The sequence below is a fragment of the Pseudomonas sp. TE6283 genome, assembly GCF_054060555.1.
Map to the genome: position 1 here is coordinate 59496 of NZ_JBSSDH010000012.1, position 14147 is coordinate 73642.

Annotated in this window: 14 protein-coding genes; 5 read left to right on the plus strand and 9 right to left on the minus strand. The window is 64.8% G+C overall.

Annotated features, from left to right (window positions below; all coding sequences use genetic code 11):
- Positions 1-138: 138 nt before the first annotated feature.
- Positions 139-900, minus strand: a complete 762-nt coding sequence (locus ACVWZ5_RS16825) for a YdcF family protein (protein WP_062575296.1) — start codon at positions 898-900, stop codon at positions 139-141.
- A gap of 125 nt (positions 901-1025) precedes the next feature.
- Positions 1026-1340, minus strand: a complete 315-nt coding sequence (locus ACVWZ5_RS16830; protein WP_062575297.1) for a hypothetical protein — start codon at positions 1338-1340, stop codon at positions 1026-1028.
- A 240-nt stretch (positions 1341-1580) separates the two neighbouring features.
- Between ACVWZ5_RS16830 and leuS the strand changes: the two genes are divergently transcribed.
- From leuS to ACVWZ5_RS16855, 5 genes are all read left to right on the plus strand, one after another.
- Positions 1581-4187: a leucine--tRNA ligase gene (leuS, locus tag ACVWZ5_RS16835; protein ID WP_062575298.1), complete on the plus strand. Its 2607-nt coding sequence runs from the start codon at positions 1581-1583 to the stop codon at positions 4185-4187.
- Between the two features lie 62 nt (positions 4188-4249).
- Positions 4250-4855, plus strand: coding sequence for an LPS-assembly lipoprotein LptE (locus tag ACVWZ5_RS16840; protein ID WP_062575299.1), 606 nt, complete (start codon positions 4250-4252; stop codon positions 4853-4855).
- A gap of 37 nt (positions 4856-4892) precedes the next feature.
- Positions 4893-5930, plus strand: coding sequence for a DNA polymerase III subunit delta (gene holA, locus ACVWZ5_RS16845; RefSeq protein ID WP_028690396.1), 1038 nt, complete (start codon positions 4893-4895; stop codon positions 5928-5930).
- A 104-nt stretch (positions 5931-6034) separates the two neighbouring features.
- Complete coding sequence (arfA, locus tag ACVWZ5_RS16850; RefSeq protein WP_028690395.1) at positions 6035-6199, plus strand: alternative ribosome rescue factor ArfA; 165 nt, start codon at positions 6035-6037, stop codon at positions 6197-6199.
- Positions 6200-6260: 61 nt separating this feature from the next.
- A complete protein-coding gene (locus ACVWZ5_RS16855; protein ID WP_062575300.1) occupies positions 6261-7574 on the plus strand; it encodes a lytic murein transglycosylase in 1314 nt (437 codons plus the stop codon).
- 75 nt (positions 7575-7649) lie between these two features.
- Here the strand turns inward: ACVWZ5_RS16855 and ACVWZ5_RS16860 are convergent, their stop codons facing one another.
- The 7 genes from ACVWZ5_RS16860 to mltB form a co-directional block, all read right to left on the minus strand.
- On the minus strand, positions 7650-8588 hold the full coding sequence (locus tag ACVWZ5_RS16860) for an LD-carboxypeptidase (RefSeq protein WP_343581238.1): 939 nt from the start codon (positions 8586-8588) through the stop codon (positions 7650-7652).
- Positions 8589-8690: 102 nt separating this feature from the next.
- The gene (gene lipA / locus ACVWZ5_RS16865; RefSeq protein ID WP_028690392.1) at positions 8691-9707 is read right to left on the minus strand and encodes a lipoyl synthase; all 1017 of its coding nucleotides are present in this window, start codon (positions 9705-9707) and stop codon (positions 8691-8693) included.
- 2 nt (positions 9708-9709) lie between these two features.
- Complete coding sequence (lipB, locus tag ACVWZ5_RS16870; RefSeq protein WP_028690391.1) at positions 9710-10357, minus strand: lipoyl(octanoyl) transferase LipB; 648 nt, start codon at positions 10355-10357, stop codon at positions 9710-9712.
- On the minus strand, positions 10357-10632 hold the full coding sequence (locus ACVWZ5_RS16875; RefSeq protein ID WP_062575303.1) for a DUF493 domain-containing protein: 276 nt from the start codon (positions 10630-10632) through the stop codon (positions 10357-10359). The genes lipB and ACVWZ5_RS16875 overlap by 1 nt, the downstream gene beginning before the upstream one ends.
- A gap of 73 nt (positions 10633-10705) precedes the next feature.
- Entirely contained in the window at positions 10706-11866 is a 1161-nt protein-coding gene (locus ACVWZ5_RS16880; RefSeq protein ID WP_062361950.1) for a D-alanyl-D-alanine carboxypeptidase family protein, read from the minus strand.
- Between the two features lie 271 nt (positions 11867-12137).
- Positions 12138-13136, minus strand: a complete 999-nt coding sequence (locus ACVWZ5_RS16885) for a septal ring lytic transglycosylase RlpA family protein (RefSeq protein ID WP_028690389.1) — start codon at positions 13134-13136, stop codon at positions 12138-12140.
- On the minus strand, positions 13137-14147 hold the full coding sequence (gene mltB / locus ACVWZ5_RS16890) for a lytic murein transglycosylase B (protein WP_062575304.1): 1011 nt from the start codon (positions 14145-14147) through the stop codon (positions 13137-13139). It abuts the gene before it with no gap.

The following is a 14147-nucleotide window of genomic DNA, read 5'->3' on the forward strand; positions in this document are numbered from 1 at the left end:
CTGTAGGAGCGGCCTTGTGCCGCGAAAGGGCTGCGAAGCAGCCCCAGCGGTCTTTGTGTCAACAATGAGATCCTGGGGCCGCCTTGCGGCCCTTTCGCGACACAAGGCCGCTCCTACAGAGGGCGTGTACGCTGGACATCAGTAGAACAACCGATACCCCAGCAAACCCACCGCCTCGTTCAGCAGCTGCCCGTTCTGCCACATGGCCCGGCTTTCCGGCAGCAACCCGGCGAACGGTCGCGCATGATCGCGCCCGAGGAAGCCCACCGGCGCCGACACCACCTCGAACCCGGCCCGCTCGAAGCTCCAGCGCGAACGCTGCATGTGCCAGGCCTGGGTCACCACCACCACGCGCCTGATGCCCAGCGGCTGCAACACCTTGGCGCTGAACTCGGCGTTTTCCCAGGTGGTACGGCTAGCCTCCTCCTTCCAGGTGACCTTCACAGCAAAGTCGGCCAGCAGCCGGTCAGCCATCAGCTGAGCTTCGCTAGGCGGTGCGCCATAGTGCAAGCCACCGCTGGTCAGCACCGGCAACCCCGAGGCCTTGGCCAGCTGGGCGGCATAGCGCATGCGCTCCAGCGCTACGTAGGTCGGTTGGTCGGTGCCTTCCCACGCTGGATCACCGCGCTCGCGCCCGGCCCCCAGGATCACGATGGCATCGGCCCTGGTCGCCAGACTCGACCATTCATCGGCCCTCAACGCTGGCTCTGTTTCAAGAGCCCGGGCAACCTGCTCGACAGTCAACGGCAGGCTCATCAACCACAAGCCCCCCAAGCCCAGGGCAAAGCAGGCCGCCGCCAGACGCGGACGGCGACGGCGCCACCACCAGGCAGCCAGCAACAGCAGGAACAGGATGCCGGGCGGCATCAGCCATTGTTTGATGAAAAAACGCAGCGGCATCACACACCTCCATGGAAGGCGTGCAGCCTAAGAGGATCGGCACCGGACCTCAAGGGCAACCGGCGCCGATCGATGCATGCATTGCGCAAAACCGGCGCGTGATCCGCGCCTGCAACCCTGAACGGCTATCGGGACGACAACGTCCTGGAGCTGGCTGGGGCGCCGGAGCGCTTGCGGTCCTTGAGCCAGACGATCCTGGCCGAGGAAGGCTCCGGTTGCGGGTAGGCACCGGCACTGGCAAAACGGCTCTCCGGAAGGGTTTCCAGATAGGCCTTGATGACCTCGAACTCGGCATGACTCAGGCCACGCAACTCCAGTTCGGCAGGCATCTCGTCGCGCAATCGCACCGAGGTCCTGGCCACTTCCAGTGCCAGGCCAAGGCGGTCGATCAGGCGTTCATATAGCTCCGGCTTGTTTGCGGTTAGTTGCGACTCTCCCATCCGTTCACCTCATTGAAGGTAAGAATATCTCCCCCCACAGATGAGCTTAGCGTCACTCGCAAAAGCGGCCGGGCGCCGCGACCAACGGCCCGGGCGACGGGCAATGCAATCAGGGTTTCCCACGACGCGCGGCGCTCATGTATGCTACGGCGTTCACTCTCATAAGATACCGGAGTGCCGGACGCAGCGAGGTCGAGCTGCCTGGAACATGTCTCTTATTCCTCTCAATACAAAGTAGCCATGCACGAACAATACACGCCCCGTGATGTAGAAGCCGCCGCCCAGAATGCCTGGGACGAGCAACAATCGTTCGCTGTCACCGAACAGCCAGGCAAAGACACGTACTACTGCCTATCGATGTTCCCGTACCCGAGCGGCAAGCTACACATGGGCCACGTGCGCAACTACACCATCGGTGACGTGATCGCCCGCTACCAGCGCATGCTGGGCAAGAACGTCCTGCAACCGATGGGCTGGGACGCTTTCGGCATGCCGGCGGAAAACGCCGCGATGAAGAACAACGTCGCCCCCGCCAAGTGGACCTACGAGAACATCGACTACATGAAGACCCAGCTCAAGAGCCTGGGTCTGGCCATCGACTGGTCGCGTGAAGTCACCACCTGCAAGCCGGACTACTACCGCTGGGAGCAGTGGCTGTTCACCCGCCTGTTCGAGAAGGGCATCATCTACCGCAAGAACGGCACCGTGAACTGGGACCCGGCGGACCAGACCGTACTGGCCAACGAGCAGGTCATCGACGGCCGTGGCTGGCGTTCGGGCGCGCTGATCGAGAAGCGCGAAATCCCGATGTACTACTTCCGCATCACCGACTACGCCGACGAGTTGCTGGAAAGCCTCGACGAGCTGCCGGGCTGGCCCGAGCAGGTCAAGACCATGCAGCGCAACTGGATCGGCAAGTCCCGCGGCATGGAGGTGCAGTTCCCGTACGACCAGGCCAGCATCGGTCACGCGGGCACCCTGAAGGTCTTCACTACCCGTCCGGACACCCTGATGGGCGCGACCTACGTGGCCGTCGCCGCCGAACACCCGCTGGCCACCCAGGCCGCCCAGGGCAACCCGGCGCTGCAGGCGTTCATCGACGAGTGCAAGAGCGGCAGCGTCGCCGAGGCCGACATGGCCACGCAGGAGAAGAAAGGCATGGCCACTTCCCTGTTCGTCGAGCACCCGCTGACCGGCGAAAAACTGCCGGTGTGGGTCGCCAACTACGTATTGATGCACTACGGCGATGGCGCGGTCATGGCCGTGCCGGCCCATGACGAGCGCGACTTCGAGTTCGCCCACAAGTACAACCTGCCGGTCAAGGCGGTGGTGCGCACCAGCGTCGGCGACGAAGTCGGCAGCGAGTGGCTGGCCGCCTACGGCGAGCATGGCCAGCTGATCAACTCCGGCGAGTTCGACGGCCTGGACTTCCAGGGCGCCTTCGACGCCATCGAGGCCGCGCTGATCCGCAAGGACCTGGGCAAGTCACGCACCCAGTTCCGCCTGCGCGACTGGGGCATCAGCCGCCAGCGCTACTGGGGCTGCCCGATCCCGATCATCCACTGCCCGTCCTGCGGCGACGTACCGGTGCCGGAAGACCAGCTGCCGGTCACCCTGCCGGAAAACGTGGTCCCAGACGGCGCCGGCTCGCCGCTGGCGCGCATGCCCGAATTCTATGAGTGCACCTGCCCGAAATGCGGCACCGCGGCCAAGCGCGAAACCGACACCATGGACACCTTCGTCGAGTCGTCCTGGTACTTCGCCCGCTACGCCTCGCCGAACTACGACAAGGGCCTGGTCGATCCAAAAGCCGCCAACCACTGGCTGCCGGTGGACCAGTATATCGGCGGTATCGAACACGCAATCCTGCACCTGCTGTACGCGCGCTTCTTCCACAAGCTGATGCGCGATGAAGGCCTGGTGACCTCCAACGAGCCGTTCAAGAACCTGCTGACCCAGGGCATGGTCGTCGCCGAAACCTACTACCGTGTCGCCAGCAACGGCGGCAAGGACTGGTTCAACCCGGCCGACGTCGAAGTCGAGCGTGACGCCAAGGCCAAGATCATCGGCGCGCGCCTGAAGACCGACGGCCTGCCGGTGGAAATCGGCGGTACCGAGAAGATGTCGAAGTCGAAGAACAACGGCGTCGACCCGCAATCGATGATCGAGCAGTACGGCGCCGATACCTGCCGCCTGTTCATGATGTTCGCCTCGCCGCCCGACATGAGCCTGGAGTGGTCCGACTCCGGCGTCGAGGGTGCCAGCCGCTTCCTGCGCCGCGTCTGGCGCCTGGCCCAGGCCCATGTGGCCCAGGGCCTGCCGGGCCAGCTGGACATCGCCGCCCTGAGCGACGAGCAGAAGGTCATCCGCCGCGCCATCCACGCTGCCATCAAGCAGGCCAGCACCGACGTGGGCCAGTACCACAAGTTCAACACCGCCATCGCCCAGGTGATGACCGTGATGAACGTGCTGGAAAAGGCCCCACAGGCCACCGCCCAGGACCGCGCCCTGCTGCAGGAAGGCCTCGAGGCCGTCACCCTGCTGCTGGCACCGATCACCCCGCACATCTCCCACGAGCTGTGGAAGGCGCTGGGCCATGATCAGGCGGCGATCGACGCGGCCTGGCCGACCGTCGACGAAAGCGCCTTGGTGCAGGACACCGTGACCCTGGTGGTGCAGGTCAACGGCAAGCTGCGTGGCCAGGTCGAAATGCCGGCCGCCGCCAGCCGCGAGGACATCGAAGCCGCCGCCCGCAGCAACGAGAACGTCCTGCGCTTCACCGACGGCCTGACCATCCGCAAGGTCATCGTCGTCCCGGGCAAACTGGTCAACATCGTCGCCAACTGATGGCAACGCCCGCCTGCACACCCTGCAGGCGGGCGTAATCGGTCAACGAGGGAGCTACACACATGATCAAACGCAATCTGCTGGTAATGGGCCTGGCTGTCCTGCTCAGCGCCTGCGGTTTCCAGCTGCGCGGCACAGGCACCACCGAGCTGACCATCAAGGAACTGGACCTCAGCGCACGCAACGCCTATGGCGAAACCGTCACCCAGCTGCGTCGCACGCTGCAGAACAGCGGCGTGAAGGTCTACGCCGGCGCCCCATACAAGCTCGTGCTTACCAATGAGCAGGAGACCCAGCGCGCTGCGACCTACACGGGCGGTAACCGCTCGGCCGAATACGAGCTGACCACCGTGCTGAACTATGTGGTCGAAGGCCAGAACGACACAGTGCTGCTGGAAGACAAGCTGCAAGTGCAAAAGTACTACGTGTATAACGGCAACAACATCAACGGCTCAGGCCAGGAGGCAGCGCAGGTCCGCCAGGAAATGCGTCGCGACCTGGTGCAGGGCATGATGGTTCGCCTGCAGCAGCTTACCCCGGCACGTCTGGACGACCTTCAGCGCAAGGCTGACGAGCGCGCCAAAGCCGAGGCCCGCGCCCTGCAGGAAGCCCAGCGCATCCAGGACGAGACACCCCAGCAATCGCCACTGGAAGTCCCGGCTCCCTGAGCCTGAACGGGGCACCTGAGGTGCCCCGCCTCTCCCCATGAAGCTCGCGCCCGCCCAACTCAACAAACACCTGCAAGGCCCGTTGGCACCTGTCTATATCGTCAGCGGCGACGATCCGCTGCTGTGCCAGGAAGCCGCCGACGCCATCCGCAGCGCCGCACGCCAGCAGGGCTATGACGAACGCCAGGTGTTCAGCGCCGACGCCAATTTCGACTGGGGCAACCTGCTGCTGGCCGGCGCCAGCCTGTCGCTCTTTGCCCAGCGCCGATTGCTGGAACTGCGCCTGCCCTCGGGCAAGCCCGGCGACAAGGGCGCCGCCGCGCTAATGGAATACTGCGCCAATCCGGCCGAAGACACACTGCTGCTGATCAGCCTGCCCAAGCTCGACGGCAGCGCGCAGAAGACCAAGTGGGGCAAGGCGCTGATCGAAGGCGCGCACTGTCAGTTCATACAGATCTGGCCGGTGGACGCCCAGCAGTTGCCGCAGTGGATCAACCAGCGCCTGTCACAGGCCGGCCTGTCAGCCCAGCGTGATGCTGTCGACCTGATTGCCGCTCGGGTCGAGGGCAACCTGCTGGCGGCCGCCCAGGAGATCGAAAAGCTCAAGCTGCTGGCCGAAGGCAACCAGATCACCGTGGAGACCGTCCAGGCCGCCGTCGCCGACAGTGCCCGTTTTGATGTCTTCGGTCTGGTTGACGCCATTCTCAACGGCGAGGCGGCCCACGCCTTGCGCATGCTCGAAGGGTTGCGCGGCGAAGGCGTGGAGCCGCCGGTGATTCTCTGGGCCCTGGCCCGCGAGCTGCGCCTGCTGGCGGGGCTTGCACAGCAGTTCAGCCAGGGCGTACCGCTGGACAAGGCATTCAGCCAGGCCCGCCCGCCGGTGTGGGACAAACGTCGTCCGTTGGTGAGCAAGGCCTTGCAGCGCCTCTCCGCGCAGCGCTGGGCCATGCTGCTGCAGGATGCCCAGCGTATCGATGCGCAGATCAAGGGACAGGCCGAGGGCTCGCCGTGGACCAGCCTGGCTCGCTTGTCCCTGCTCATGGCCGGACAGCGCTTGGCACTGCCTGCCGAATAAAGCGCATCGCCGGTCAGGCCCGCCGCCATAAACACAATCAATTGGCTCACGTAGCGCCACAGGCCTAAAGTGCGCCCGCCATCCACCCAGACCGGGAATCCGCCATGAGCAAGAAGCCGAAAAAGCACGGCCCCAACAAGGCCAAGTCCATCGTCGCCCAACCGCTGTTCCGCTGCCGCCAGGAACGGCCGGAAAAAGGCAAAGGCAGCTACCGCCGCGAAGCCTTCCAATCGAGAGATTGGGAGGCTTCCTGCTTTATGGCGGCATGAAAGGCATGAAATGCGCAGGCATGGTATGGTCGGCACCTGACCTGCAATTCTGGATCCGTGCATGCCCTCTCGTCTCACTCTCCGCTGGCAACCCCGCCAGCTGATCGCGGCCACAAGCTTCATCCTGCTCGTCGCCTGCGCCGAGAAACCCACCGCCGCCGACGCCCTGCCGCTGGCGCCCGCCCAGCCCGCTCCCGTCGTCACCCTGCCCGGCACCGCGCCCGAGGCCAACGGTGAAATCCAGCCCCTGCAGACCTTCGCCCAATGGCAGGCCGGCTTCCGCCAGCAAGCCCTGCAGGCCGGTATCAGTGCCAACCTGTTCGACCGCGCCTTCCTCGGCGTCACCCCGGACATGGACGTGATCAAGGCCGACCGCAGCCAGCCCGAGTTCACCCGCCCGGTGTGGGAGTACCTGGACGGCGCCCTGTCGCCACTGCGCGTGCGCAACGGCAAGAAACTGCTCGAGCAGAATGCCGAGCTGCTGAGCCGCATCGAACAGCGCTACGGCGTCGATCGCCAGGTTCTGGTCTCGGTCTGGGGCATGGAAAGCAATTTCGGCCAGTTCCAGGGCAGCAAGTCGGTGATCCGCTCGCTGGCCACCCTGGCCTATGAGGGCCGCCGTCCGCAGTTCGCCCAGGACCAGCTGATCGCCGCCTTGCAGATCCTGCAGAACGGCGATATCCAGCCCGATGCGATGCGCGGCTCCTGGGCTGGCGCCATGGGCCAGACCCAGTTCATCCCGACCACCTACCTGACCCACGCCGTGGACTTCGACGGCGACGGCCGCCGCGACATCTGGAACAGCACCGCCGACGCCCTGGCATCCACCGCGCACTACCTGCAGGCGTCCGGCTGGAAGCGTGGCCAGCCTTGGGGCTTCGAAGTGCAGGTGCCCGCCGGCTTCGACTACTGGCTGGCCGATGGCAGCCAGCGCAAGAGTGTCAGCGAGTGGCTGCAGCTGGGCGTGAAACTGCCTGCCGGTACCACGCTGCCCGCCGGCAGCAGCCAGCTGTCCGCCGCCCTGCTGCTGCCCGCGGGCGCCAAGGGGCCAGCGTTCCTGGTGCTGGACAACTTCCGCGCCATCCTCAAGTACAACAACTCGTCGTCCTACGCGCTGGCGGTGAGCCTGCTGGGGGATCGTTTCTCTGGATGGGGGTTCATTGCCGGCAGCTGGCCGAAAGAGGACCTGCCGCTGAGCCGCAGCGAGCGGATCGAGTTGCAGACCTTGCTCAATGCCAACGGGCATGAAGCAGGCAATCCGGATGGGATCATCGGCGCCAATACCCGCAAGGCGATCCGCAATGCGCAGCAGGCGCAGGGTTGGCCGGCGGATGGGTATCCGACGCACAAGTTGCTTGATAGCCTGCGTCGCTGACGCGTACCCATACATCGCGGGGCAAGCCCGCTCCCACACCTCAGAGCGTGGGAGCGGGCTTGCCCCGCGATCTTTTCAGCGTTCGAACAGGGGCTGTTCCAGAATCACTGACTTGGTTGTGCTGTCCAACCTCATCCGCGCACCCAACGGCAGGCACACATTCGGATCACAATGCCCGCTGCGCCACCCGGCCAGCACCGGCACCCCGAGCGGGCCGAAGATGTCCAGCAGCAGCGGCGTCATCGCCGCCACCGTGATCCCGGCAAAGTCCCCCACCAGCACCCCTCGCACCCCTTCCAGCTTGCCGGCCAGGCGCAGCTGGGTCAGCAGGCGGTCGACACGGTAGAGCGGCTCGTTGACGTCCTCGATAAACAGGATGCTGTCCTGGGTGTCGACTTCCGCCAACGTCCCCAGCGTGGAGCCTAGCAGCGACAGGTTGCCACCGACCAGACGCCCGCTGGCAATCCCGGGCACCACACTGGTGAGCGGGAACTCGGCAGGATGGTCAATCGCATCACCCGCCCCCAGCCGCCCCCGCAACTGCCCGAACAGTGAGCTGACCGTGGGCTCAAGCTTGCCCCCCAGCAGGTCGGCATTGAGCATTGCGCCATGGAAGGCCAGCATCCCGGCATGTCGGTTGAGCGCCGAATGCAGGGCGGTGATGTCGCTGTAACCTACCAACGGCTTGGGATGGCGACGGATCAGTTCGAAGTCGATGCGGTCCAGCAGGCGCATGCTGCCGTAACCGCCGCGCATGCACAGGATGGCGTCGATGTCAGGGGCGCTGAACGCATCGTGCAGGTCGCGCAGGCGCTGCTCGTCGCCGCCGGCAAGGTAACCGTCCGCCTGCAGCACTCCAGGGTAGATGCGGCATTGCTGACCACGCTCTTCGAACCATTGACGGGCCTTGTCGGTATCCAGCCGCGCCGGCCCAGCCGGTGCGACGATGGCGAAGCAGGCGTTGTCAGGCAAGGCCTTGGGCAACAGGTATTCAGCAGTTTCCAGGCAGTTCATCGCGCCACTCCTTGCAGCTTGTCGCTTGAAACAGATCGCTCAAAAACAAAAATGCCGATGCCGCCTTCCGGCGCGCATCGGCATGTCCCGCTCAAGCCCGGTTCAGAGCTTGATCTTGGCTTCGTGGGCCTGCTGATCGGCGTGGTACGACGAGCGCACCAGCGGGCCGGAGGCGACGTTCTTGAAGCCCATCTTGTAACCTTCCTCGGCGAACCAGGCGAAGGTGTCCGGGTGCACGAAGCGCTGTACCGGCAGGTGGTTGCGCGACGGCTGCAGGTACTGGCCGAGGGTCAGCATGTCGATGTCGTGCTCGCGCATGCGGTGCATGACCTCGATCACCTCGTCGTCGGTCTCGCCCAGGCCCAGCATCAGGCCGGACTTGGTCGGCACGTGCGGGACCATCTGCTTGAATTTCTGCAGCAGGTCCAGCGACCAGTCGTAGTCCGAGCCCGGACGTGCGGCCTTGTACAGGCGCGGCACGGTCTCGAGGTTGTGGTTGAACACGTCCGGCGGGGTCTGCGCGGTGATTTCCAGCGCCACGTCCATGCGCCCACGGTAGTCCGGTACCAGGGTCTCCAGCTGGACGCCCGGCGACAGCGCGCGGATTTCGCGGATGCAGTCGGCGAAGTGCTGGGCACCGCCGTCACGCAGGTCGTCGCGGTCCACCGAGGTGATCACCACGTACTTCAGGCGCAGGTCGGCGATGGCGATGGCCAGGTTCTTCGGCTCGTCCAGGTCCAGGGGCTTCGGACGGCCGTGACCAACGTCGCAGAACGGGCAGCGACGAGTGCAGATGTCGCCCATGATCATGAAGGTCGCGGTGCCGCCGGAGAAGCACTCGCCCAGGTTCGGGCAGGAGGCCTCTTCGCACACGCTGTGCAACTTGTGCTTGCGCAGCAGTTGCTTGATGCGGTCGACCTCCGGCGAAACCGGGATGCGTACGCGAATCCAGTCGGGCTTTTTCGGCAGCTCTTCGGTGGGGATGATTTTCACCGGGATGCGCGCCACCTTCTCGGCGCCGCGCAGTTTCACGCCGGCCTCGACTTTCTTGGGCGCAGGGCGCGGAGTCACGTCTTGCGTGGGGATCAGGTTCGGCACGGCTTCTTGCACAGTTGTCATAATCAGTCGATTCCGCCCGTGAGGGTCGTCTGCTCAGCATAGTCGAGGTGCCTGACCAGCTGTCCGCGCAGCCTTGTCCTGACCTCGTCGAGTTCGATCGGGCCTGCCAGGTCACGCAGCTGGGTCATGGCCAGCCCCGCATACCCACAGGGGTTGATTCGGCGGAATGGCGCAAGGTCCATGTCCACGTTCAGGGCAAGGCCGTGGAAGGAACGACCGTTGCGAATTCGAAGGCCAAGGGACGCGATCTTCGCGCCATCGACGTAGACGCCCGGGGCATCGGGCTTGGCCGCGGCCTGCACACCGTAGCTGGCGAGCAGGTCGATGAGCGTCTGCTCGATGCGGCTGACCAGCTCGCGCACGCCGATGCTCAGGCGCCGCACATCCAACAGCAGGTAGGCCACCAGTTGGCCGGGGCCGTGGTAGGTGACCTGGCCGCCGCGGTCAGTCTGCACCACCGGGATTTCCCCCGGGATCAGCAGGTGCTCGGCCTTGCCGGCCTGGCCCTGGGTGAATACCGGCGGGTGCTCGACCAGCCAGACTTCGTCCTGGCTGTCCGGGCCGCGTTGCTCGGTAAAGCGGCGCATGGCCTCCAGCACCGGTTCATAGGGCTGCAGGCCAAGATCGCGAATACCGAGCACACCGGACATCACAGCACCATTTTCACGATGCCGGTGGCACGCAGGGCACTGTTGATGTCGTGCAGCTGGTTCTCGCTCTCGGCAACGATATGCAGTTGTACCGTGGTGTACTTGCCTTCCTTGCTCTGGCGCTCGGCCAGGGTCGACAGGTCGACCTTGGCGTGCTTGCTGAGGATCTCGATCACGGTGTCGCGGAAACCAACACCGGTGTCGCCGATCACCTTGATCGGGTAGTCCTCGCACGGGAATTCGATCTTGTGCGACTTGACGTCTTCTTCGCTCATGGCGGAAACGGCCTCGTAAGCCGTGGCAGCAACATCGCCCCCGCCTGGTTCACGGGGGCGTGCAGGTCACGTATCAGTTGAACAAACCGTAGAAGAACAGGCGGATGCTATCCCACATACGGCCGAAGAAACCAGCTTCCTCCACGCCGTCGAGGGCGATGAGGTCAGCGCTGTGAACCACTTTCTCGTCCAGTTTGACTTCCACTTTGCCGATCACGTCACCTTTGGCGATTGGAGCGGTCAGTTGCGGATTCATGGTCATCGAAGCCTGGAGGCGTTTCAATTGGCCTTTAGGCATGGTCATGGTCAGGTCGTTGGCCAGGCCGGCTTTCACTTGGTTGGTCGCGCCTTTCCATACCTGGGCCTGGGTCAGCTCGGTACCTTTCTGGTAGAAGGTCTGGGTTTCGAAGAAGCGGAAACCGTAGGTCAGCAGCTTCTGGGTCTCGGCGGCGCGGGACTGCTCGCTGTTGGTGCCGAACACCACGGCGATCAGGCGCTGGCCGTCACGCACGGCCGAGGCGACCATGCAGTAGCCGGCCTCGTCGGTGTGGCCAGTCTTCAGGCCATCGACGGTCTTGTCGCGCCACAGCAGCAGGTTGCGGTTAGGCTGCTTGATGTTGTTCCAGAAGAACTCTTTCTGCGAGTAGATGGCGTAGTGCGCCGGATCTTCGTTGATGATCGCGCGCGCCAGCAGGGCCATGTCGTGGGCCGAGGAGTAGTGCTCCGGGTTCGGCAGGCCGGTCGGGTTCATGAAGTGGCTGTTGGCCATGCCCAGGTCGGCGGCGGTCTTGTTCATCATGTCGGCGAAGGCGTCTTCGCTGCCGGCGATGTGCTCGGACAGGGCGACCGAGGCATCGTTGCCAGACTGGATGATGATGCCGTGCAGCAGGTCGCTGACGGTCACCTGGCTGCCGACCTTGATGAACATGCGCGAACCGCCGGTGCGCCAGGCGTTCTCGCTGACGGTCACCGGGTCGTTCTCGCCGATCTGACCGCGACGGATGTCGAGGGTGGCGATGTAGGCGGTCATCAGCTTGGTCAGGCTGGCCGGCGGCAGGCGTTCGTCACCGTTGTTCTCGACCAGCACGTTGCCGCTGGACGCGTCCATCAGTACATAGGACTTGGCGGCCAGTTGCGGTGGTGCCGGCATCATCTGCTCCGCTGCGAACGCAGCGGGCATGATCATCAGCAGAACGGGCAGGCAAAGTCGTTTGGCAAGGTTGGTGATGTTCATCCGTCTCTCGTAAATCGCTAATGGTCTGATGTTCCGTGGGCAAGTTCGTTTGCCCAGCGCCCCGTCAGTCTAGTTTTATGGCCGATGGCCTGGCCCGACAGTGCGACGTAATGCCGCTGCGGGCAAAAGCGGGCATTGTACATGTCATTGCCCGGCAATTCATGAACAAACCGACAGGTCGGCGTGCTCTGTTTCGCGGGTCAACCCACTCGCACAGGCGAAGCGAATCCCGGTGGTAGCGGGTTGGCCCACGAATGTCCCGGCGCGGGCGTCAGTCGGTCACGACCTTCGCCTGCCCCAGGTTCGCCAGGCGAATGCTGTCCTGCGCCTGCTGGATCTCACCCTGGCTGTTGATCGGCCCCAGGCGCACCCGGTGCAAGGTCTGCTGGTTGCGCACCACCGAGCTGATGAACACCGGTGCGCTGACCATGGTGCTCAGCTTCGAGCGCAGCAACTCGGCAGCATCCGGGTTGGCAAACGCGCCCACTTGCAGGATGCTGCCACCGCTGGCGTTCGGCACGTTGTTGCCACCCACCTGCACCGGCACAACCGGCGCCGCGTGCTGTTGCGGCGGCGGGGTCCACTGCTCGACCCGACCGGTGCTGGCAGGAAGCGGCTGGGCCTGGGCCACCTGGGGCTCCTTGAGCACCATCGGCGGCTGCTGGCCACGCTGGGCCCACCATTGCTGCGGATCGATGCCTTCGACGCGTACATGGGCAGTGCCGATCTCGGCATAGCCGAGCTTCTTGGCCGCGGCGTAGGACAGGTCGATGATGCGGTCTGAGTAGAACGGGCCACGGTCATTGACCCGCAGGATCACGCTACGGCCGTTGGCCAGGTTGGTCACCCGCACGTAGGCCGGCAGCGGCAGGGTCTTGTGCGCCGCGCTCATGCCATACAGGTCGTACAGCTCGCCGTTGGCGGTGTTCTGCCCATGGAACTTGGTGCCGTACCAGGAGGCAGTGCCCTCGGCGCGGTAGTTGCGCGAGTCCTGCATCGGGTAGTAGGTCTTGCCCAGCACCGTGTAGGGGTTGGCCTTGTAGTTGCCGGTATGCACGGTCGGCGTGGCGTCGGGGATCTTGTTCACGTCCACATCCCACCAAGGCGCGCCGTCCTTGTGCGCGCGGTTGATGTCCAGGCCCGGCTGCGCACGCACGGTGTTGCCGCTCTGCGGGGTGGAGGGCCGGCTCGACGAGCAGCTGGCCAGTACCAGGCCGACGGCGACGCAGGTGAGCAGTTTTGCGGTATTGACGGTGAAGAGTTCGCGCATTTACTTGACGCCCCGTGCCAGAACCAGCTGTTCCGAAAGCTGATGCACCGCCATGGCATACATCACGCTGCGGTTGTAGCGAGTGATCGCGTAGAAGTTTTTCAGGCCCATCCAGTACTCGGGACCATCCGCGCCTTCCAGGCGGAAGGCGGTGACCGGCAGATCATCGCGCAACGCATCATGACCCGACCAGCCCAGCGCCCGCAACTGCGCGACAGTCCTGGTCGGCTCGATGCCGGTGGTCAGGCCTTCGTCGGCCCGCGCGCCGGTCACGTCGGCGCGGCTGACCACAGGCTCCCCGGGCACCCAGCCGTGGCGCTTGAAGTAGCTGGCGACACTGCCGATGGCATCGTCCGGGTTGTTCCAGATATTGATGTGGCCGTCGCCGTCGAAGTCCACGGCATAGGCGCGGAAGCTGCTCGGCATGAACTGCGGCAGGCCCATGGCGCCGGCGTAGGAACCCTTGAGCGTGAGCGGATCGAGCTGCTCCTCGCGAGCCAGCAGGAGGAACTCGCGCAACTCCTTGCGGAAGAATTCGGCCCGTGGCGGGTAGTCGAAACCGAGCGTGGACAGGGCATCGATGACCCGGTAGTTGCCGGTGTTGCGGCCGAAGAAGGTCTCCACGCCGATGATCGCGACGATGTATTGCGCCGGCACACCGTATTCCTGCTCGGCGCGGGCCAGCACGGCTTCGTGCTGGCGCCAGAAATCCACACCGCGGGCGATGCGCGCGTCGGTGATGAACATCGGGCGGTACTCCTTCCACGGCTTGACCCGCTCGGCCGGCCGCGAAATCGCGTCGAGGATCGCCTGCTTGCGCTGCACCTCGCGGAACACGCCCATCAACTGCTCACCGGCAAAGCCGTAGTCGCGGGTCATCTCGCCAACGAACTCGGCCACCTGCGGCGAGCCGTCGTAGTCGCCGGCATTGGCCTGCTGGATTGCGCCGAACAGCCCCATCGCGCCGAACCACGGCGCCAGGCGGGCAGCCCAGCCACGCACTGCTTGCAT